Origin of the sequence: Pseudoduganella albidiflava, from assembly GCF_004322755.1 — a bacterium.
GTDB classification, from domain to species: Bacteria; Pseudomonadota; Gammaproteobacteria; order Burkholderiales; family Burkholderiaceae_D; genus Rugamonas; species Rugamonas albidiflava.
In genome coordinates this window covers 4352928-4373496 of sequence record NZ_CP036401.1, presented here as the reverse complement: position 1 = coordinate 4373496, position 20569 = coordinate 4352928, and the positions used below count along the sequence as shown (strand labels likewise).

The window sequence follows — 20569 nt, the reverse complement described above, 5'->3', positions numbered from 1 at the left end:
AAAAAAAGCGCGCGTCCTATACAAAAAATATGACGTGTTAATGACCAAACGGCTTGACACTACCGGTTCACTAGGTAATGGCGTGCGCTTGAAAGTCAAGCGGGAAGTCAAGCGCTTGGTTCAGGCAAGCGAAACGTGCCCATGCCAGGCCGGAAGCGTGGCATGCAAGCCGTTCGGTGCCGCCGCGATCAGTTGCCTGGCGGACTCGCCGCGTCGTGCAGGCCGGCGCGCGTCAGGATCAGCGTGCGATCGGCCATGGCCGCGGCCGCTTCGGAGTGGGTGACCATGATCGTGCAGGCGCCGCTGGCGCGGATCTCGGTGCGCAGCACGGCCAGCACCGCATGCGCGGTGTCGGGGTCGAGGTTGCCGGTGGGCTCGTCGGCCAGCACCAGCGCCGGGCGGTGCACGAGCGCGCGGGCGATCGCCACCCGCTGCATTTCGCCACCGGACAATTCATGCGGATAACCATGCTCGCGGCCCGCCAGGCCGACGGCGGCCAGCATCTCGGCGGCGCGCCCTTGCGGCATGCCGTTGAGCAACAGCGGCAGCGCCACGTTCTGCAGCAAGGTCAGGTGGGGCAGGACGTGGAAGGCCTGGAAGATGAAGCCCATGCGCTGCCGGCGCAGGCGCGTGGCGGCGTCGTCGTCGAGCGAGGCCATGGCGATGCCGTCGACGAGGATCGGCGCCGCCGCGCCGGGATCGGGATGGTCGAGCCCGGCGATCAGGTTCAGCAATGTCGATTTGCCGACCCCCGAATCGCCCATGATCGCGACGAACTCGCCGGCCTGGAAGCGGTAGGACAGCTTCGACAGCACCGGGCGGTTGCCCCCGTACGATTTGCTCAGCTCGCGCAATTCCAGCATGTTGTCCCGTCATCGAGGAGGTTGAAAGCTTGTTTGGCCAATCAGTTGGTCACTTGCCCGGCCGATTACCTGGTCAGGATGCGGCGCAGCCAGAAGCTGGCGCCATCCACCAGCGCCACCAGCAGCAGCATCGCCAGGATCACCGTGGCGGCTTTCTGCATCTGGAACAGCGACAGGTGGTATTTCAGCATTTGGCCCAGGCCGCCCGCGCCGACCACACCGAGGATGGCGGCGGCACGGATATTGTTTTCCCAGCGGTACAGCGTGTAGGACAGCATTTGCGGCAGGGTCTGCGGCAGCGTGGCATAGAGGAACGCCGCCATCGGCGTGGCGCCGTTGGTCCGCAGGCTTTGCTCGGGCAGCGGGGTGGCGTTTTCCAGGGCGTCGGCGAACAGCCGGCCCAGCACGCCGGCCGTGTGCGCGCCCAGCGCCAGGGCGCCGGGGAACGGTCCCAGGCCCGCGGCGATGAGCAGTACCGAGGCCCACACCAGTTCGGGAATCGAGCGCAGCACGTTCAGCACCGCGCGCACCGCGCCCCGCAGCGGCCGGCCGAAGCGGCCGGCCGCGGGAATCGCCAGCAGCACCCCGGCCACCACGGCCAGCAGCGTGCCGACCGCGGACATCGCCAGCGTTTCGGCGGTGGCCACCGCCGTCTTCGCCAGGAAGCCGCTGCCCGTTTCGGGCGGCGCGAAGCCGGCGATGAATTCGGCCACGCTCGATACCGCCTCGGCCGTGAAGAAGGCGGCGAACTGCAGCGGCAGGCTGGCGAAGCTGGCGACCACCAGCGCGGCCAGCAGCAGCGCCATGACGGCGCCGGACCAGCGGCGCGGCGGACGGGAAGGCATGCGGGAAGTCGTCATGTGCGGTTCATCCGAGGCGGCTGCGCAGCTGTTTCGAGACCAGGTCGGCGCAGGCGACGAGCAGCACAAATACCAGCAGCATCGCCGATACTTCGCCGCCAGCCAGCATCTTCATCGATTCGTCCATGCGCTGGCCAAGGCCGCCGGCGCCGACGAAGCCCATCACGACCGAGCCGCGGATCGCGCATTCCCAGCGGTACACGGTATACGACACCAGTTCGGACGCCGATTCCGGCAAGGCGCCGTACAGCAGCGCCGCCATGCGCGAGCCGCCATTGGCCAGCAGCGTGTCGCTGGCATGGCGCTCGGACGATTCGAGGATCTCGGCATACACCTTGCCCAGCATGCCGCAATAGGTGAGGGCGATGGCCAGCACGCCGGCGGTGGGGCCGAGGCCGATGATGCGCACGAACAGCAGCGCCCACACCAGTTCCGGCACGCTGCGCAGCAGCACCAGCAGCCAGCGCACGGCTTGCCGCACGGCGCGCGATGCCGGCGCCATGCGGCCGGTGCCCAGGCGCGAAATCGACAGCCGCTCGGTGATCAGCAGCGTGGCGGGAATGGCGCCCAGCAGGGCCAGCGTGAGGCCGGCCGTGGCGATGGCCACCGTCTGCCAGGTTTCGCGCAGCAGCAGCCACAGGAATTCGGGCGAGTGCGCCGGCGGCAGGAAGTCGGCGAGGAAGCGCAGCGTGGCGGCCAGGCTGTCGCCTTCGAACAGGATGGCCGGCTTGAATTCGCTGGCCACCAGCATCGGCCACAGGACCAGCAGCGCGACGATGGTGTACGTGACACGGCCGCGCCACGCGGGATCGGGGTGGCGCTCGGCATAGGAAGCGGCGGGAATGCTCTGCATTGGATGGCGTACGGCGGCGGGAGGCCGGGGCTACAGGCAGGCGCCCACGGCGAGTTTCGCCGGCAGGTCGTCCGGGTGGGGCGTGTTGGCGGGCGGTTGTTCGTTCAGGTAAAGCTCGTCGATCATGGCCTGGGTGACCTGGTCGCGCGGCAGGTCGAACACGATGCGGCCTTCCTTCAGTGCCACGATGCGGGGGAAATGCGCCAGCGCCAGGTCCACCTGGTGCAGGCTGCACACGAGGGCGGCATTGCGCGCCGCCGCTTCCTGCTGCAGCGTGGCCAGGGTGAGTTGCGACAGGGCCGGGTCGAGCGCCGACAGGGGTTCGTCGACCAGCAAGGCCTGCGCCGACGACAGCAGCAGCCGCGCCAGGCCGCAACGCTGCCGCTCGCCGCCGGACAGGCGGTCGACGCGCGCGTACAGCTTGTCGCCCAGGTTGAAGCGGGACAGGGCGCGCCATGCCGCCTCGGGATCGGCCGGCCTGACCAGCGAGACCAGCGCCTGCCACAGGTTCCACTGCGGCAGCCGCGCCGCGAGGACGGCGGTGACCACGCGCTGGCGCGGCGGCAGCGGCGGCGTTTGCGGCGCCAGGAACAGCCGGGCGCGCAGCTGGTGCCGCTGGCGGTCGGACAGCAGCCATGGCTGGACGCCGAACGCCTCGAAGCTGCCGCTGTCCGGCATGTGAGCCACCGACAGCGTGGCCAGCAGCGTGGTCTTGCCAGCGCCGGAAGGGCCGATCAGCGCCAGCTGCTCGCCGGGCTGCACGGACAGCGTGATGTCCTGCAGCGCATGGGCGCGCGTGCCGCCCGCATGGCGGGCGGACAGCCTGTCGAGCCGATACACCGGCGTGCCGGCGGACACGGCGGGCCCCGCCGCGTTGCTTCCCATGGCCTTGCTTCCCACCAGCTTACTTCTTCAGCAGGCCGGCGTTCTTTGCCGCTGCTTCGATGGCCAGGTAGTTTTCCGCCTTGGTGGGAATGAATTTCGTGGCGCGCTGCAGTGCCAGGATTTCCTTGCCTTCCGGCGTGGCGGGATCGAGCGCCAGGAAGGCATCCGTGATCTTCTTCTTCAGGTCGGCCGGCATGTCGGCGCGCACGGTCCAGTTGTAGTCGTAGTAGCCGGGCGTGGTGTAGAACACGCGCACCTTGGCGGGATCGACCTTCTTCTCGCTCACCAGCTTTTCCCAGACCGAGATGTTCAGCGCGCCCGCGTCGACCTTGCCGCCCGCGACCGCGGCCACGGTGGCGTCATGCGCGCCGGAGAAGGCAATGCGCTTCAGGTCGCTGTCCGGATCGACCTGCGCGGCCAGCAGGAAGGAGCGGGGCATCAGGTGGCCGGAGGTCGACGATTCGGAGCCGAACGACAGCGTCTTGCCCTTCAGGTCCGCCAGTTTGGTGATGGCGGGCGAGGTGGTGATGAACACCGAACGGAATTTTTCATCTTCCACGCGCTGCACCAGGGGCACCACCTGGCCCTTGCTGCGGTCCTTGGCCTGCACGAACGTGAAGCCGCCGAACCAGACCATGTCGAGCTTGTTGTTGACCAGGCCTTCCACGGAGGCGGCGTAGTCCGTCACCGGCGTGAACTCGACCTTCAGGCCGGTTTTCTTGGCCAGGTACTCGCCCAGCGGCTTGAACTTGCGCTGCAGCTCGGTCGGCGCTTCGTCGGGAATGGCCGAGACGCGCAGCACCTGCTGGGCGTGCGCCGACAGGGAGAGCAGGGTGCCGAGGGCCAGTGCGCCGAGCGCACGTTTGAAGGTTGGTTTCATGATCAGGAAATAATTATGTTATTCAATGCGGCTGGCCAGGGACTGCCCGACCGGGACGCTCTGCTTTTTGTAATTGAGTATCATAGCAAAACTGCCCTTGCCGCCTCGACAGTCTGTAACTACCGGCCGCAACAAGCCGATCGCAACAAGCCGATAAGAACAGCCGAAAAGCATGACCGACAAGAACACTACCGAAAAGAACAGGAAGAGCGCCATGCCAATGACCAGAACCGCCGCCGCGCTGCGCGTGTTGCCGATCGACCCTTCCGGAGACCTCGACGGGCCGCATGGCGACCGCGCCACGATCGCCGAAATCCAGGCCGGGCTGCTTGCCCCGCAGGCGCGCACTTCGCCGAAGTACCTGTACGACAGCCTCGGATCGCGCCTGTTCGAAGCCATTTGCGAGTTACCCGAGTATTATCCCACACGAACTGAAGCGGCGATTTTCGCCGCGCATGGCGCCGACATCGCCCGCCGCATCGGCACCGGCAGCACGCTGATCGACCTGGGCGCGGGCAATTGCGCCAAGGCGGCCAGCCTGTTTCCCTTGCTGCAGCCGCAACAATACGTGCCGATCGATATCTCGCGCGATTTCCTCAACGAGGCGGTCGGCCGCCTGCAGCAGCGCTTCCCGTCGATCGCGATGACGGCGCTGGCGCTCGACCTGTCGGGCCCGTTCGCGCTGCCGGCGGCGGTCCGTGCCGAGCGCCGCGTGTTCTTCTATCCGGGTTCGTCGATCGGCAATTTCGCGCCGCACGAAGCCATCGCTTTCCTGCGCCGCGTGCGCGAGAATACCTGCGGCGATGGCGGCCTGCTGATCGGCGTGGACCTGGCCAAGGATGCCGCCGTGCTCGATGCCGCCTACGACGACGCGATCGGCGTGACGGCCGCTTTCAACCTGAACATGCTGCGCCACGTGAACCACCTGACCGGCGCCGATTTCGACGTGCGGCAGTGGCGGCACGTGGCCTTCTTCAACGCCGAGGAAAGCCGCATCGAAATGCACCTGGAGGCGCGCACCGCGCTCACCGTGCACTGGCCCGGCGGCGAGCGCCGTTTCGCACGCGGCGAGCGCATCCACACCGAGGACAGCTACAAGTACACGCCGGACAGCTTCGCCGCGTTGCTGGCGCAGGCCGGCTTCACGGCCGACGCGGTATGGACCGACGACGCCGGCTGGTTCGCCGTGATGCACGCGCGCGCCGCGGAGGCCTGACCATGCAGCTGAACGACCCGGCCGTGTGGACGGCCCGCTACCGCGCCGTGCGCGAACATTCGCTGGCGCTGGCGGCGCCGCTGTCCGACGAGGATTGCGGCGCCCAGTCGATGCCGGACGCCAGCCCGATCAAGTGGCACCTGGCGCACACCACCTGGTTCTTCGAGACCTTCATCCTCGAAGCGCTGGAGCCGGGTTTCCAGCCGTTCCACCCGGAGTTCCGCGTGCTGTTCAATTCCTACTACAACGGCGTGGGCCAGAAGCATCCGCGCCCGCAGCGCGGCTTGCTGACGCGCCCGCCGATGGCGCAGGTGCGCGCCTACCGGGCCGATGTCGACGCCCGCATCGCCGCGCTGATCGGCGGCGGCCTCGATGCCGCCGGCCGTTCGCGGCTCGCCGGGCTGCTGGTACTGGGCCTGCAGCACGAGCAGCAGCACCAGGAACTGATGCTGACGGATGTGAAGCACCTGCTGGCGCAGAACGGTTTGTACCCGGAATACCTGGCGCAGCCCTTGCCGGCCGCCGCGCCGGCGGGCAAGGCGGCCTGGCTGGCGTTCGACGGCGGCGTGACGGAGGTCGGCTACGATGGCGACGGCTTCTGCTTCGACAACGAACTGCCGCGCCACCGCCAGTTCGTGGAGCCGTTCGAGCTGGCCTCGCGGCTCGTGACGAACGGCGAGTACCTGGCCTTCATCGACGCCGGCGGTTACCGCGATGCGGGCCTGTGGCTGGCCGAGGGCTGGGACTGGGTGTGCGCCCAGGGCCTGGACAAGCCGCTGTACTGGCACCAGGACGACGAGGGCAGGTGGTGCGAATTCACGCTGATGGGGTTGCAGCCGCTGGACCCGGATCGGCCGCTGGCGCACATCTCGCTGTTCGAGGCGGATGCCTATGCGCACTGGGCCGGCGCGCGGCTGCCCACCGAGGCCGAGTGGGAACATGCGGCGCGGCAGTCCGGCGCGGCACCGGGGGCGCCGCCCGCGCTGCCGCATCCGGGCGGCGCGTCCGCCACGGGAACGTTGCGCGACATGTTCGACCATTGCTGGCAGTGGACCAGCAGCAGCTACGCGCCATACCCCGGCTTCAGGCCGGCCGAGGGCGCGATCGGCGAGTACAACGGCAAGTTCATGGTGAACCAGTATGTGCTGCGGGGCTCGTCGTGCGCCACGCCGGCCGGGCATGCGCGGGCCAGCTACCGGAATTTCTTCCCTGCGGGGGCGAGGTGGCAGTTTACGGGGATCCGGCTGGCCAGGTGACTTGTATGCGTACCCCACAACCAGAAGCAGGGGTCAGACCCGCCGGGGTGAAGCAGGGGTTTCGCGAAGCATGCATCGCGCCTGCGTAACGGTCCTGGCATGCATGCCAGGACTCCCTCCTGACCCCAGGGTTACGCCGTTGGGGTAACGGCCCGGTCAGCTGATCAAGCCGCGGCGTCGCTCGCCGCCGCCGGCACTTCTTCCTTCTGCCGCAACTGGCGGTTCACCGCCGACAGCACGGCCTTGAACGACGCCGTGACGATATTGCTGTCGATGCCGGCACCGAACAGGGTGGGGCCGTTGTCGAGGCGCAGTTCGACATAGCAGGCCGCCTTGGCGTTGGCGCCGTGGCCGATCGCGTGCTCGTGGTAGTCCATCAGCTTGATGTCCAGGCCCAGCGCGTCGACGAACGCGTCGATCGGGCCGTTGCCGCCACCCTGCAGGGCCAGCGAGCTGCCGCGGTGCAGCAGGCCGATGTCGATCTGCACCGATTCATCGGCGCTGCTGTCTTCCACCATCTTGTGCGACACGTAGGCATACGGCGAGGTTTGCGCCAGGTACTCGCGTTCGAAGATCTCGTGGATGCCGTCGGAGGTGATTTCCAGGCCGGTCTGGTCGGCCACGGCCTGCACGGCGCGCGAGAATTCGATCTGCAGGCGGCGCGGCAGCACCAGGCCGTAATCCTGTTCCAGCAGGTAGCTCATGCCGCCCTTGCCGGACTGGCTGTTCACGCGGATCACCGCGTCGTAGCTGCGGCCCAGGTCTTGCGGGTCGATCGGCAGGTAGGGGATTTCCCATTCCGCGCCCGGCTGCTGTTTTGCAAAACCTTTCTTGATCGCGTCCTGGTGCGAACCGGAGAACGCGGTAAACACCAGGTCGCCCACGTACGGGTGGCGCGGGTGGACCGGCAGCTGGTTGCATTCCTCGACGACCTTGCGCACCGAATCGATGTCCGAGAAGTCCAGGCCCGGGTGCACGCCCTGGGTGTACAGGTTCAGTGCCAGAGTGACCAGGTCGACGTTGCCGGTGCGTTCGCCGTTGCCGAACAGGCAGCCTTCGACGCGCTCGGCGCCGGCCAGCACGGCCAGTTCGGCGGAAGCGACGGCGGTGCCGCGGTCATTGTGCGGGTGGACGCTGATGATGACGGCGTCGCGGCGTTCGATGTTCCGGCACATCCATTCGATCTGGTCGGCATACACGTTCGGCATGCTGCATTCGACCGTGGTCGGCAGGTTGACGATCATCTTCTTTTCCGGCGTCGGCTGCCAGATGGCGGTCACCGCGTCGACGATCTGCTTGGAGAAGTCCAGTTCGGTCGTCGAGAACGACTCCGGCGTGTATTCGAACGTCCAGTTGGTTTCCGGGTGGTTGGCCAGCAATTCCTTCACCAGCGTGGTGCCGGTGGTGGCGATGTTCACGATCTCTTCGCGGGACATGTTGAACACGACCTTGCGGAACACCGGCGCCACCGAGTTATACAGGTGGATGATGGCGTTCTTCGCGCCGGCCGCGGCCTGCACGGTGCGGCGGATCAGTTCGTCGCGCGACTGGGTCAGCACGATGATGGTCACGTCGTCCGGGATGCGGTTCTCGTCGATCAGCTTGCGCACGAAGTCGAAGTCCGTCTGCGATGCCGAAGGGAAGCCCACTTCGATTTCCTTCAGGCCCGTCTTGATCAGCAGGTCGAAGAAGCGCAGCTTCTTTTCCACGCTCATCGGCTCGATCAGCGCCTGGTTCCCGTCGCGCAGGTCGGTGCTCATCCAGATCGGCGGGGTGGCGATGGTCTTGTTCGGCCAGGTGCGGTCGGCCAGTTGGACGGGCGGGAAGGCGCGGTATTTCGCGGCAGGGTTCTGCAACATCATGGTGTACTCCTGGGTTCTCGAATTTTGTCGGGCGGACCGGCGCTGTCGGTAGCGTTAGATCGGTGGCTTGTTAGATCAGTCGCTTGTTACCGCGGTCGCATGTTACGTCGGTCGCGAGCATGTGGCGGAGGGCTGCCTGGTGGGCCACGGGGCGCTAGACCAGGCAACCGGTCGCTAGCGATAGCGAGGCCGATAGCGGCGGCGTCAGCGACTGCGCGCGTGCGACGAATGCGGCGGTAGGGCAATGGATGGCGGGCATCGGTGCATCTTTCCTGGCTGTGAAACTTTGCGGCTTATGGCCGGCTTGGGGGGTACAGCGGTTGTGCAGCGCGCACAGGGGGTGAAACGATCAGGCGCGTGCTAGTAGGCGCGTTGCCAGCGGTAGGCTGGCAAGCGATAGCAGGAAAGCGGATAGTTGCGGATGCGTGAACATGGCATCAATGTAAGAGAACATGTTTGCTATTGTCAAGACAATTCGCCCGCGAATGTGGTATCGGGACCAGCCGGAAGCATGGAGGATCTGGTGTCGGACATTTTTTCCGGGCGTATTATCCGGGAAAAGTGTGCGACACCGGTTTTCACGCGGATTATCGGCAAGATCGAGAGAAAACCGGTGTCCGACACCTTTTCGGGCCGGTAGCCCGAAAAGGTGTCGGACACCAACGCTTCAGGCGGCGACTTGCACGCGCGGATCGCCGGCGGCCATTTCGCCGATGACGGCGGCGGCTTCGAAGCCGTTGTCGCGGAAGATGGCCAGCACGGCGTCGACGGCCGACGGATCGCACGACACCAGCAGCCCGCCCGAGGTTTGCGGGTCGGTCAGCAGCGTGTGCTGCGCCGGCGTGACGTTCGGCGACAGGGTCACGTCCTTGCCGTAGCCTTCCCAGTTGCGGTCGGAGGCGCCGGTGAAGTAGCCGTCGTGCGCCAGCTGCTCGACGCCCGGCAGCAGAGGAATCTGCGACATCGCCAGCTTCGCGGTCAGCCCGGCGCCGCGCGCCAGTTCCAGCAGGTGGCCCAGCAGGCCGAAGCCGGTGACGTCGGTCAGCGCATGCACGCCGGGCAGTTCGGACAGCGCCTTGCCCGGCTTGTTCAGCTTCGTGGTGTTGGCGATCATGGCCGCGTAGCCTTCCTCGCCCAGCACGTTCTTCTTCAGCGCGGCCGACAGAACGCCCACGCCCAGCGGCTTGCCCAGCACCAGCACGTCGCCAGCCTTCGCATCGGCATTGCGCTTGATCTTCGACGGGTGCACCAGGCCCAGCACCACCAGGCCGTAGATCGGCTCCACGGAATCGATCGTGTGGCCGCCGGCAATGGGGATGCCCGCTTCGGCGCAGATCGATTCGCCGCCCTTGATGATGCGGCCGATGGTTTCCACCGGCAGCTTGTTGATCGGCATGCCGACCAGCGCCAGCGCCATGATCGGCGTGCCGCCCATTGCATACACGTCTGAAATCGCGTTGGTGGCGGCGATGCGGCCGAAGTCGAACGGATCGTCGACGATCGGCATGAAGAAGTCGGTGGTGGCGATCAGCGCCTGTTCGTCATTGAGCTTGTACACAGCCGCGTCGTCGGCCGTTTCGATACCCACCAGCAGTTCCTTCGGCACGGGGAAGCCGCTGGAATTCTTGAGGATCTCGGACAGCACGCCGGGCGCGATCTTGCAGCCGCAGCCGCCGCCGTGCGAGAACGAGGTAAGTTTGATCGGTTCGGTAGTCATGTTCTTTTGCCAATTGAAGGTATTGAGTGAAACAGATTATCCACCAGGCGCAGCAATGCTGCCCGCTCCGCTTCGGGCGCGAACAGCGGGGCGCGGGCGGCGCACTGGGCACGCAGCGTGGCGATGAAGGCGTCGTCCTGCACGCTGCGGTCGATGAGGCGGGCCAGGGCGGCCGCGTCGCCGACCGGGAAGAATCCCGCGTAATCGTCGCCCAGCATGCCGCGGTTGCCGCTGATGTCGCTGGCCAGCACGGGCACGCCGCTGGTGATGGCCTCGACGATCACGTTGGCGCCGCCTTCCATCGTCGAGCAGACGGCCAGCGCGTGGCTGCGCCGGATGGCGTCGCGGGCGTACTCGCGCGGCGCGCCGCCCTGCCACGCGTAGTGCTCCACGGTGTCGTTCGTGCGTTCGGCCAGCCGTTCGAGGTCCGCGTCGAGCGCCGCGCCGATCTGCTGCAGGAAGACGCCGGGCGCCGTCACCAGCGCGGCGGCGCGCATGAACGTGGCCGGATCCTTCACCTCGCGCAGGTGGCCGACCATCGTGACGTCCTTGCGGCCGGGCACCCCCGGCAGCGTCGGCAGCGCGTCGGCGGATTGGTAGATCACGTGGGTGTTCGGCCGGACGATGTCGGGCAGTTCGCCGATCGCCGCCGGCTGCAGCACCACGAGCGCATCGGCCAGCAACACCGCGCATTCCGCGTCGGAGTCGCGATGGATGTCGTGGTACACGTCCGTCCCGGTCAGCACCAGGATGGCGGGGCGGTCGTCGTGGTACTCGCGGAACTCGCCCAGCGACCGGGCGGAGCGGCGCGCATGAAGCGCGACCAGCAAGTCCGGCGCGGGCCACCGCGCCGACCAGCGCTCCTGCACCACCACGTCGTAGTCGTCGCGCAGGAAACGGGCCCAGCGGTCGGCCGTGTGCCAGTTGCCGTTGTTGTCGCGCGCCGTGCCGGGGCTCACGATACAGATCGTCCGTTTGCTTGAAGCTGCCATTGGTTACAATCCCTCAATGAATTCCATTACCGCCTCTTTTCGCACCGCGCGTACGCAGCAGCTGGCCGAGGCCTTGCAGGATGCGCGGCATTATACGCTGGCCCTGTTCGACTGCTTCGCCGCCGCCGGCATGGACGTGCCGCGCAACGTGCCGCAGATCCGCATCGTCAATCCGCCGTTGTGGGAGCTGGGCCACACCGCCTGGTTCGCCGAATGGTTCATCCTGCGCGAGGCGCTGTCGAGCCATCCGGCCGACGCGCAGTTCGCCTCGCTGCTGACCAAGGGCGACGACTGGTTCGATTCCGCCAACGTGCCGCACCGCAGCCGCTGGACGCTGGACCTGCCGAGCACTGGCGGCGTGAAGACGTATTGCCACGAAGTGCTGGACCGGGTGCTCGACAAATTGTCGCGCGAGCCGAACACCGACGAGGCGCTGTACGCGTATCGCCTGGCGCTGGCCCACGAGGACATGCACGGCGAAGCCTACCTGTACACACTGCAGACGCTCGGCCTGCAGGCGCCCGCGCACCTGGCGCATGGCGAGCCCGCGCCGGCGGGCGGCGCGGGTATCCGCTTCCCGGGCGGCACCCTGCAACTGGGCTGCGCGGCCGATACCGCCGGTTTCGTGTTCGACAACGAGAAGTTCGCCCATCCGGTCTATGTGGCGCCGTTCAACATGGATGCGGGACTGGTGACGAACGCGCAGTACATGGATTTCATCGCCGACGGCGGCTACGACAACCGGCAGTTCTGGAGCACGGGCGGCGCCGCGTGGCTGATGCGGCAGGAGCGTTCCGCGCCCCGCTATTGGGAACGCGAGGGAGGCGGCTGGCGCACCGTGCGCTTCGGCCGCGCGGCCACGCTGAACCCGGACGAACCGGTGCGGCACGTCAGCCTGTACGAGGCGCAGGCCTACTGCGCCTGGGCCGGCCGGCGGCTGCCGACCGAGGCGGAATGGGAGTACGCGGCGCTGCATGGCCACCCCGCGTTCCGGTGGGGGCAGTTGTGGGAATGGACCGCGTCGCCGTTCGAGCCTTATCCCGGCTTCAGCGCGGACCGCTACCGCGAGTATTCCGAACCCTGGTTCGCCACGCACCAGGTGCTGCGCGGCGCATCGTTCGCGACGCCATCGCGCTTCGGCGCGGCGAAATTCCGCAACTTCTTCATGCCGGAGCGGGACGATATCTTCTGCGGCTTCAGGACCTGCGGCCGGGACTAGGTTTATCCACGGGCAGCGTTAATCCTCGCGAAGCTTCAATCCCCGGAAGGCTTTAATCCTCGGGAAGCTTCAATCGTCGGGAAGCATCAATCTTCGGGAAGCTTCAATCTTCGGGAAGCTTCAAACTTCGGGAAGCTTCAATCTTCGCCAAGCTTCAATCTTCATAGAGTTCGAGCGGCAAGCCGTCCGGATCGGCGAAGAACGTGAAGCGCCGTCCGGTATGCTCGTCGACCCGTATCGGTTCGACAACGACGCCTTGCTCTTCCAGGCGCGCCTTGCAGGCCCCGATATCGTCGACCGCGAAGGCCAGGTGGCGCAGGCCGCGCGCCTCGGGATACGAAGGCCGCGGTGGCGCATCCGGAAACGAGAACAACTCGATCTGCGCGCCGTCCGGCAGTTGCAGGTCGAGCTTGTACGACCGCCGCCCCGCGCGGTAGTTCTCGGCGATGACGCGCAAGCCCAGCACCTCCGTGTAGAAGCGCTTCGAGCGCTCGTAGTCGGAGCAGATGATGGCGGCGTGATGGATTCGTTTGAGCATCTGTAGTAACGCAATCGATGGATGAGTCGTGCAGGACCGGCTGCGATGGCATGCACGGCATTATATGCGGGCGAATTATGCGAGGAAAATCCGATGCGTGTATCGGGCGGCCGGGCCGCATGGCCGAACGGGTCTTATAGAGGACCTAAGTATTATCCCGAATAGGTGACATTCTCCCTCCCGGCCTAAGATTCGTTCGCCCCAACCGGGCCTTGTCTCTTCAATGGACGCCGGAACGATCACGTGCCTTCCGCATGCCGGAACCGGCACGCCGTCGTTTGCCGCGTGATCCTGTCACGCCAGATTGATCCAGCTCCTGTATCGCTCAGTGGCGCTGCTTCTGTTGCGCGTCGCGTGCCCCGACCTTCGTGGCCGCACGCTCCTTACGGAATTTTTTTGTCCGGCCCGCCCGGCCTGCCGGAAATATTTCGCAAGGAACCATTGAAGATTTTTTTCAATCGGATGATGGCGGTGGCAGCATCGCGATCATCGTTCAGGTAATGCCATCATGCGTAAGTCCGTTGTCAGCAAGACGCTTGTCGTCCTGTTTTCCTGTTTCATCCTTTCCTCCTGCACCAAGTCGCCGCCGCCATCCGCCGATAAACCGGTAGACGTGGTGCTGGTCGGCGCCGGTGTCATGAGCGCCACGCTGGGCACCATGCTCCACGAGCTGCAGCCCGGCCTGACCATGCAGATGTTCGAGCGCCTCGATTCGGTCTCGGCCGAAAGCTCCGACGCGATGAACAACGCCGGCACCGGCCACTCCGGTTTCGCCGAATTGAACTACACGCCGGAAATGCCGGACGGCAGCGTCGAAACGAAGAAGGCCGTCGACATCAACGAACAGTTCGAGGTCTCCAAGCAGTTCTGGGCCTACCAGGTGCAGAAGGGCTACCTGGGCGACCCGCGCACCTTCATCAACAACGTGCCGCACATGTCGTTCGTGTGGGGCGATGAAAACATCGCCTTCCTGAAGAAGCGCTACGCCGCCCTGCAAAAGGAAAACCTGTTCAAGGGCATGGTCTATACCGAAGACCAGGAACAGCTGCGCCAGTGGATTCCGCTGGTGATGAATGGCCGCGACAAGAACCAGAAGGTGGCCGCGACGCGTATGGAAATCGGCACGGACGTGAACTACGGCACGCTGACGCGCAGCATGGTGAAGCACCTGACGGAGAAGGGCGGCATGACGCTGTCGCTGCGCCACCAGGTGGAGGACATCAAGCGCGGCACCGACGGCAACTGGAACGTCACCGTCAAGAACCTGGCAGACAACACGCTGAAGACGGTGCGCGCGAAGTTCGTGTTCATCGGCGCCGGCGGCGGTTCGCTGCCGCTGCTGGAAAAGAGCGGCATTCCGGAAGCGAAGGGCTTCGGCGGCGTGCCCGTCGGCGGCCAGTGGCTGGTCACGAACAATCCGGAACTGATCAAGCAGCACAATGCGAAAGTGTACGGCAAGGCTTCCGTCGGCTCGCCGCCGATGTCGGTGCCGCACCTGGATACCCGCATCATCGATGGCAAGCAGGCGCTGCTGTTCGGCCCGTTCGCCACGTTCTCGACGAAGTTCCTGAAGAACGGTTCGTGGATCGACCTGCCGGCCTCCATCGGCGGCGACAACGTCAAGCCGATGTTCGAAGCCGGCTACGACAACATCCCGCTGACGAAATACCTCGTGCAGCAGGTGATGCAGTCGCCGGAAGACCGCCTGGCGACGCTGCGTGACTACCTGCCGGAAGCAAAGCTGGAAGACTGGACGCTGGTCAATGCCGGCCAGCGCGTGCAGATCGTCAAGGACGACCCGAAGAAGGGCGGCCTGCTGCAGTTCGGCACCGAGGTCGTCAGCTCCGCCGATGGCACGATGAGCGCGCTGCTGGGCGCATCGCCGGGTGCCTCGACGGCCGCGCCGATCATGCTGAAAGTACTCGAGAAGTCGTCGTTCAAGGGCCAGCTGGCCACGCCGGAATGGCAGGCCAGGATGAAGGAGATGGTGCCGTCGTATGGCCGCAAGCTCAATCCCGACGCGGCCTACGCCAACCAGATCCGCCAGCAGAGCAGCGCGGTGCTGGGCCTGAAGGCGATCACGCTGGACGTGCCGGCCGCCGTGCAGCAATAACGCAGTAACGCAGTAACGCAGTAACGCAGTAACGCAGTAACGCAGTAACGCAGTAACGCAGTAACGCAGTAACGCAGTAACGCAGATGCCGGCCCGGGCGCGACCGCGGGCGCGGGCATGAAAAAAATCCCCCTCAATGCCAGGCATGGAGGGGGATTTTTTATCCGTGCAGCGATTCCGACCCGGCTTTACTTCTTCAGGTGCTCATCCAGCCAGCCGAACACCGTGTGGTGCCACTGTATCGAGTTGGCCGGCTTCAGCACCCAGTGGTTCTCGTCCGGGAATACCAGCAGCTTCGACTTGATGCCCTGCCGCTGCAGCGCGGTGAAGGTGGCCAGCGCCTGTGCGGTGGGGATGCGGAAGTCCAGGTCGCCCTGGATCACCAGCATCGGCGTCTTCCATTTCGTTACATGGTGCACCGGGTTGAACTTTTCATAGCCTTCCGGGTTCGCGTACGGCGTGCCGCCGTTTTCCCATTCGGTGAACCACAGTTCCTCGGTCGAGTAGCCCATGCCGCGCTGGTCGAACACGCCGTCGTGGTTGACGATGCACTTGAAGCCGTCGCTCCAGTTGCCTTCGATCCAGTTCATCATGTAGCCGCCGTACGAAGCACCCAGCGCGCAGGCATTCGACGTGTCGAGCCACGGGTATTTCTGGCCGGCCGCGGCCAGGCCCTTCTTCAGGTCTTCCAGCGGCTTGCCACCCCAGTCGCCGCTGATCGAATCCGTGAAGGCCTGGCCGTAGCCGGTGGAGCCGTGGAAGTCGATGAACACGGTGGCGTAGCCGGCGCCGGCATACACCTGCGGGTTCCAGCGGTAGCTCCACGAGTTGCCGAAGCTGCCCTGCGGGCCGCCGTGCACGAGGAAGGCCACCGGATACTTCTTGCCCGGTTCGGCATTCCACGGTTTCATCACGTAGCCATGCACGGTGTCGCCGTTGGCGCCGGCAAACGAGAACTGCTCGTACTCGCCCATCTTCACGTCCGCCAGGCGTTCGCGGTTTACCTGGGTCAGCTGGGTGGCCTTCGTGCCGGCCAGCCGGTACAGCTGGGCGCCATCGCGCAGGCTGTTCTGCGTCATGACGACGGTATCGCGCTTCGCGTCGAATTCGGCGACATAGCCCTTGTCCGTCAGCGCGCTGGCCTTGCCGCTGGCGACGTCGAGCGAGAACAGGCGGTGGTTGCCGATGTCGTCGGCATTGGCCAGCAGCGCCTTGCCGTCCGGGCGCCAGCGGTAGTCGGCGATCGAACGGTCCCAGCTTTCAGCCAGCACGCGCTTCTTGCCGGTGGCGACGTCCTGCAGGATCATGTGGAAACGGTCGGCTTCGAAGCCGGGGCGTTTCATGGCCAGGTACGCCAGCGTCTTGCCGTCAGGGGAGAACTGCGGCTTGGTGTCCCAGGCGGGATTGTCGGCCGTCAGGTTGCGCGGCGCGGCGCCGCCGGCGGCCGGCACGTCGTACAGGTCGAAGTTGGTCGACCAGGCTTCGCTCTTGCCCGCCACGCGCACCGAGAAGACGATGCGCTGGCCGTCCGGGCTGAACGTGTATTCGCCGCGGTCGCCGAACGGCTTGCTGGTAATGTCGCCATCCAGGGCACCGGACAGGCTGACGGCGCTGGAGGAGGGGGAGGAACCAAGCGGCACCGAGTACAGTACGTTGCGCTTGCCGTCGGCCCAGGTATCCCAGTGGCGCACGAACAGCTGGTCATACAGCTTGCCGGTGGCCTTGCCGGCAGCCCGCTCGTCGTTGCGTTTCTTGGTACAGGCCAGGTCGGCACAGTCGCGGAACACGGCCATCGTCACCGCCAGGCGGTCGCCCTTCGGCGAGACGTGGAAGCTGTCGACGTCGAGCGGCAGGTCGGTCACCCTGGCCGCTTCGCCGCCGCCGGCCGGCAGGCGCCACACCTGCACCGAGCCGGAACGGCTGGACAGGAAGTATACGGCGTCGCCGCTGGCCGACCATTCCGGGTCCAGGCTGCTGGTCTCGTGCGACGTGAGCTGTTGCGGTACAGGCTTGGCGGCACGCAGGTCGATCATCCACAGCTGGGTGGTGCCGCGGTTCTTTTCCAGGTTCGTGCTGCGCACGGTATAGACGACGCGCGAGGCGTCGGGCGACAGCACGGGGCTGCCGACGCGCTCCATGCTCGCGAGGTCTTCGATGGTCAGGCCGCGTGGCGCCGCCATCGCACTGGGGGCGGCCACGAGGGCGCCCGTCGCGAGGGCCGCGCCGGTTACCAGCAGGCGTAGGGTCATCCGGTATTCTCCGATCTTCAAAAAGGGAGGCCGGCACGCGCCGGCCAAGGCGCGCATGATAGCAAAGTGGATTCGCGGCGGGAGGATCAGGTGGTGGCGTCAGTACTGGTGTCGGACATCTTTTCCGGGCGACTCTGCCGTAAAAGGTGTCGGACACCAGCGCATCGGCGGCGGCTTGCTTCAGTGCCCCGCGAGATCGAACGGCAGGCCGTCCAGCGACACAGGTTCGACGATCGCCGCGCCGCGCCGCCGGCCGCGCAGCTTCGACGACATCTCGTAGGCCGCCTTGCGCACGCGGTTGACGGAACCCAGCGGCCGGTGCGCGGCGAGGCCGTGCCATGGCGAGAAACTCATGCCCTCGTCGATCGCCGTGGACAAGGCCTCGCTCCAGCCGATCTGGGGCGGTGCGACGACCCTTGCCACGGTCACGTAGGGGCTCAGCGCTTCCGGCCATTCGGCCGACGCATCCTCGATCGGCATCTCTTCGATATTGGTGCACAGCTGCACGCGCAAGTCCCATTCGCCGCCCTGCTGGGCGAAGTAGTCGACCACGGCCTGGCGCAGCACGTCCGGATCGGCGCCGTAGTCGACCGGCTCGCCGTGCAGCCGGGTCAGCCCCACGGCGGTCGGCACCAGCGCCACCTTGGCCATGTAGGGCCCGAACAGGATCGGTACCTGGCTGTAGTAGCTGTCGCCGAGCGGGTGCGTGGCCGGATGGCCGCCCATGCCTTTCACGGCCGCGCTGTCGGTGCCGGTCTTCTCGATGGCCCGCTCGACCTGCCGGAGAGCGGCCGACAGCATCTTCTTCAGTGCCGGGGCCTTGTCGGTGGTGGCGGCCAGCATCGACAGCCCGGCGAGGAAGGCCTTCGGGCCGGCGTTGAGGAAGGTGGTGGCGTTGACGAGCACGAAGTCTTGCGTGGCATCGTTTTCACTGCCGGGCAGGCGGGGGCCTTGCGCGCCGATCACCTTCAGCGCCATGCCGCGCGGCGTGGACACGCTGTCCGCCAGCACGTCGCCCGGCGTGGTGGACAGCCGCATCACGACGGGAAGATTCGCTGGCGCGGCGAACAGCCCCTGCGCCAGCACGGATGGCAGACCGGGCAGCACGCGCAGCTCGGCGCGCAGCAAGCCGTGGCTCTTGGCATGCACGCTGCGCAGCGGCTGGCCGGTGTCGCGGAAGGTCGTGTCGGCGATCGCGTGCAGTACGTCGAGCAGGTCGGCCTGCGTGTCGGCTTCGTCGGCTTCCAGCACTTCGTAGCGGGAGTCGTACTCGATGGGTGGGCGCATGGCGGGTCTCCGTTGTGGTCCTGGATACCATGCGATTCTGGCGCGGCGGCGGGCCGGCTGTCTGTGGGCCAGCAAACAAATACGGGCCTGTCGAAACGAAAAAGCGCCGCCTCGCGGCAGCGCTCTCCGGGGTTTCCCCATGTCTCCCCCGCATCTCTGTCGGATTGGTCGGGACCCTTTACTACAGCAGGCTTTACTACAGCAATCTTTACTACGGCGGGCTTTACTACGGCATGCTTATTACGGCAAGCTTATTACGGCAAGCTTTACTGCGGCATGCTTTACCACGGCATGCCTGGCCAAGGCGAGCCTTGCTCCGGCACGCCTTGCTGCGTCGACCTTACGGGTACAGCCCGCGCACTTCGCGCGCCTGCAGCACCCTGGTGCACGCCAGGATGAAGGTGGCCGTGCGCAGCGTGACTTTCTTCTCCTGCGCCACTTCCCACACCGCGCTGAATGCCTCCTGCATGATGCGGGTCAGGCGCGCATTGATCTCGTCCTCGCTCCAGAAGAAGCTGGAGAAGTCCTGCACCCACTCGAAGTAGGAGACGGTCACGCCACCCGCGTTGGCCAGCACGTCCGGCACGATCAGGACGTCGCGCTCGGTGAGGATGTCATCCGCTTCCGGCGTGGTCGGGCCATTGGCGCCCTCGAGGATGATCTTGGTGCGGATGCGCGGCGCGTTCGCCGCCGTGATCTGCTGTTCCAGCGCCGCCGGAATCAGGATGTCGGAGGCCACGTCCCAGAACGCATCGCGGTCCAGGAAGGCATCGGCGCCGGGGAAGCCGTTCACGCCGCCCGTCTCGGCCACGTGGCGATGCAGTCCCGCGACGTCCAGGCCGCCTTCGTTGACGATGGTGCCGGTATGGTCCTGCACGGCGACGATCTTCGCGCCGGCCTCCGCGAACATCGTGGCGGCCACGCCACCCACGTTGCCGAAGCCTTGCACGGCAACCCGCGCCCCGGCAATCGCCACACCGCGCTGGCGTGCCGCTTCGCGGCCGACGACGAACACGCCGCGCCCGGTGGCTTCGCGCCGGCCCAGGGAGCCGCCCAGCGAGATCGGCTTGCCGGTCACCACGCCGGTCGACAGGTTACCTTCGATCATGGCGTAGGAGTCCATCATCCATGCCATCACCTGTTCGTTGGTGTTCACGTCCGGCGCGGGGATGTCCTTGGTCGGGCCGATGATCAGGCTGATCTCGCTCGTGTAGCGGCGCGTCAGGCGCTGCAGTTCGCCTTTCGACAGCGTCTTTGGATCGACGCGGATGCCGCCCTTGGCACCGCCGTACGGCACGTTGACCGCGGCGTTCTTCACCGTCATCCACGCCGAGAGGGCCATCACTTCGGACAGGGTCACGTCCTGGTGGAAGCGCACGCCGCCCTTGCCCGGACCGCGCGACATATTGTGCTGCACGCGGTAGCCCTCGAAGTGGGCGATGCTGCCGTCATCGCGCTCGATCGGCACGTCCACGGTGAGGATGCGCTTCGGGCGCTTCAGCGTTTCGACCCAGCGCGACAGCGCGCCCAGGTGCGGCGTGACGCGGTCGATCTGCTGCAGGTACTGGCCCCATGGGCCGAGATCGTCGGCATTGAGGTAGGAAGGCAGTGCGTGCGTTGCCGGGGAATTCGTCACGGGATGCTGTACGGCGTTCGTCATTGTTTGACTCCTGTCTCGCTTGTTGTGCGCTCTTCGTGCGCAGTTTCTTGGTCGGCAGCGGGTACTGCCAGCGAGGCGAATCATAGGATGCGGCGCCATTTCCGTGCCAATGCCGCTTG

The 20569-nt window shown here is 66.2% G+C and carries 17 protein-coding genes; 4 read left to right on the top strand and 13 right to left on the bottom strand.

The window, feature by feature from the left end; all coding sequences use genetic code 11:
* Positions 1–188: 188 nt before the first annotated feature.
* From EYF70_RS18010 to EYF70_RS17985, 6 genes are all read right to left on the bottom strand, one after another.
* Complete coding sequence (locus tag EYF70_RS18010; RefSeq protein WP_131146636.1) at positions 189–863, bottom strand: ABC transporter ATP-binding protein; 675 nt, start codon at positions 861–863, stop codon at positions 189–191.
* A gap of 65 nt (positions 864–928) precedes the next feature.
* On the bottom strand, positions 929–1723 hold the full coding sequence (gene phnE / locus EYF70_RS18005; RefSeq protein ID WP_131146635.1) for a phosphonate ABC transporter, permease protein PhnE: 795 nt from the start codon (positions 1721–1723) through the stop codon (positions 929–931).
* A gap of 7 nt (positions 1724–1730) precedes the next feature.
* Positions 1731–2576 (bottom strand): PhnE/PtxC family ABC transporter permease, encoded by an 846-nt coding sequence (locus EYF70_RS18000; RefSeq protein WP_131146634.1) that lies wholly within the window; start codon positions 2574–2576, stop codon positions 1731–1733.
* 30 nt (positions 2577–2606) lie between these two features.
* Entirely contained in the window at positions 2607–3461 is an 855-nt protein-coding gene (locus tag EYF70_RS17995) for a phosphonate ABC transporter ATP-binding protein (RefSeq protein ID WP_131146633.1), read from the bottom strand.
* Between the two features lie 19 nt (positions 3462–3480).
* Positions 3481–4341 carry a putative selenate ABC transporter substrate-binding protein gene (locus EYF70_RS17990; protein ID WP_131146632.1) on the bottom strand — a complete coding sequence of 287 codons (861 nt, stop codon included), beginning with the start codon at positions 4339–4341 and terminating at the stop codon, positions 3481–3483.
* A gap of 18 nt (positions 4342–4359) precedes the next feature.
* The gene (locus EYF70_RS17985) at positions 4360–4557 is read right to left on the bottom strand and encodes a hypothetical protein (RefSeq protein WP_131146631.1); all 198 of its coding nucleotides are present in this window, start codon (positions 4555–4557) and stop codon (positions 4360–4362) included.
* On the opposite strand from EYF70_RS17985, the gene egtD reads away from it, so the two are divergent.
* Complete coding sequence (gene egtD / locus EYF70_RS17980; RefSeq protein WP_131146630.1) at positions 4556–5557, top strand: L-histidine N(alpha)-methyltransferase; 1002 nt, start codon at positions 4556–4558, stop codon at positions 5555–5557. The two genes, EYF70_RS17985 and egtD, sit on opposite strands and share 2 nt — an antisense overlap.
* A gap of 2 nt (positions 5558–5559) precedes the next feature.
* Positions 5560–6813 carry an ergothioneine biosynthesis protein EgtB gene (egtB, locus tag EYF70_RS17975; RefSeq protein ID WP_131146629.1) on the top strand — a complete coding sequence of 418 codons (1254 nt, stop codon included), beginning with the start codon at positions 5560–5562 and terminating at the stop codon, positions 6811–6813.
* Positions 6814–6977: 164 nt separating this feature from the next.
* Here egtB and leuA read toward each other — a convergent pair whose 3' ends face one another.
* The 3 genes from leuA to senB form a co-directional block, all read right to left on the bottom strand.
* Positions 6978–8675: a 2-isopropylmalate synthase gene (leuA, locus tag EYF70_RS17970; protein WP_131146628.1), complete on the bottom strand. Its 1698-nt coding sequence runs from the start codon at positions 8673–8675 to the stop codon at positions 6978–6980.
* Between the two features lie 667 nt (positions 8676–9342).
* Positions 9343–10392 (bottom strand): selenide, water dikinase SelD, encoded by a 1050-nt coding sequence (gene selD, locus EYF70_RS17965; RefSeq protein ID WP_131146627.1) that lies wholly within the window; start codon positions 10390–10392, stop codon positions 9343–9345.
* Positions 10389–11351 (bottom strand): selenoneine biosynthesis selenosugar synthase SenB, encoded by a 963-nt coding sequence (senB, locus tag EYF70_RS17960; RefSeq protein ID WP_307722057.1) that lies wholly within the window; start codon positions 11349–11351, stop codon positions 10389–10391. Before senB ends, selD begins: the two co-directional genes overlap by 4 nt.
* A gap of 49 nt (positions 11352–11400) precedes the next feature.
* Here senB and senA point away from each other — a divergent pair, with 49 nt between their 5' ends.
* Positions 11401–12603, top strand: coding sequence for a selenoneine synthase SenA (senA, locus tag EYF70_RS17955; RefSeq protein ID WP_229420440.1), 1203 nt, complete (start codon positions 11401–11403; stop codon positions 12601–12603).
* A gap of 154 nt (positions 12604–12757) precedes the next feature.
* Here the strand turns inward: senA and gloA2 are convergent, their stop codons facing one another.
* Entirely contained in the window at positions 12758–13141 is a 384-nt protein-coding gene (gene gloA2 / locus EYF70_RS17950; protein WP_131146625.1) for an SMU1112c/YaeR family gloxylase I-like metalloprotein, read from the bottom strand.
* A 508-nt stretch (positions 13142–13649) separates the two neighbouring features.
* On the opposite strand from gloA2, the gene mqo reads away from it, so the two are divergent.
* Positions 13650–15254: a malate dehydrogenase (quinone) gene (gene mqo, locus EYF70_RS17945; RefSeq protein WP_131146624.1), complete on the top strand. Its 1605-nt coding sequence runs from the start codon at positions 13650–13652 to the stop codon at positions 15252–15254.
* A 188-nt stretch (positions 15255–15442) separates the two neighbouring features.
* On the opposite strand, the gene EYF70_RS17935 is transcribed toward mqo, so the two are convergent.
* From EYF70_RS17935 to EYF70_RS17925, 3 genes are all read right to left on the bottom strand, one after another.
* Positions 15443–17503: a S9 family peptidase gene (locus EYF70_RS17935; RefSeq protein ID WP_131146622.1), complete on the bottom strand. Its 2061-nt coding sequence runs from the start codon at positions 17501–17503 to the stop codon at positions 15443–15445.
* Positions 17504–17683: 180 nt separating this feature from the next.
* Positions 17684–18790 carry a catalase family protein gene (locus EYF70_RS17930; RefSeq protein ID WP_131146621.1) on the bottom strand — a complete coding sequence of 369 codons (1107 nt, stop codon included), beginning with the start codon at positions 18788–18790 and terminating at the stop codon, positions 17684–17686.
* Between the two features lie 340 nt (positions 18791–19130).
* Positions 19131–20450 (bottom strand): Glu/Leu/Phe/Val family dehydrogenase, encoded by a 1320-nt coding sequence (locus tag EYF70_RS17925; protein ID WP_371861634.1) that lies wholly within the window; start codon positions 20448–20450, stop codon positions 19131–19133.
* Positions 20451–20569: the final 119 nt, after the last annotated feature.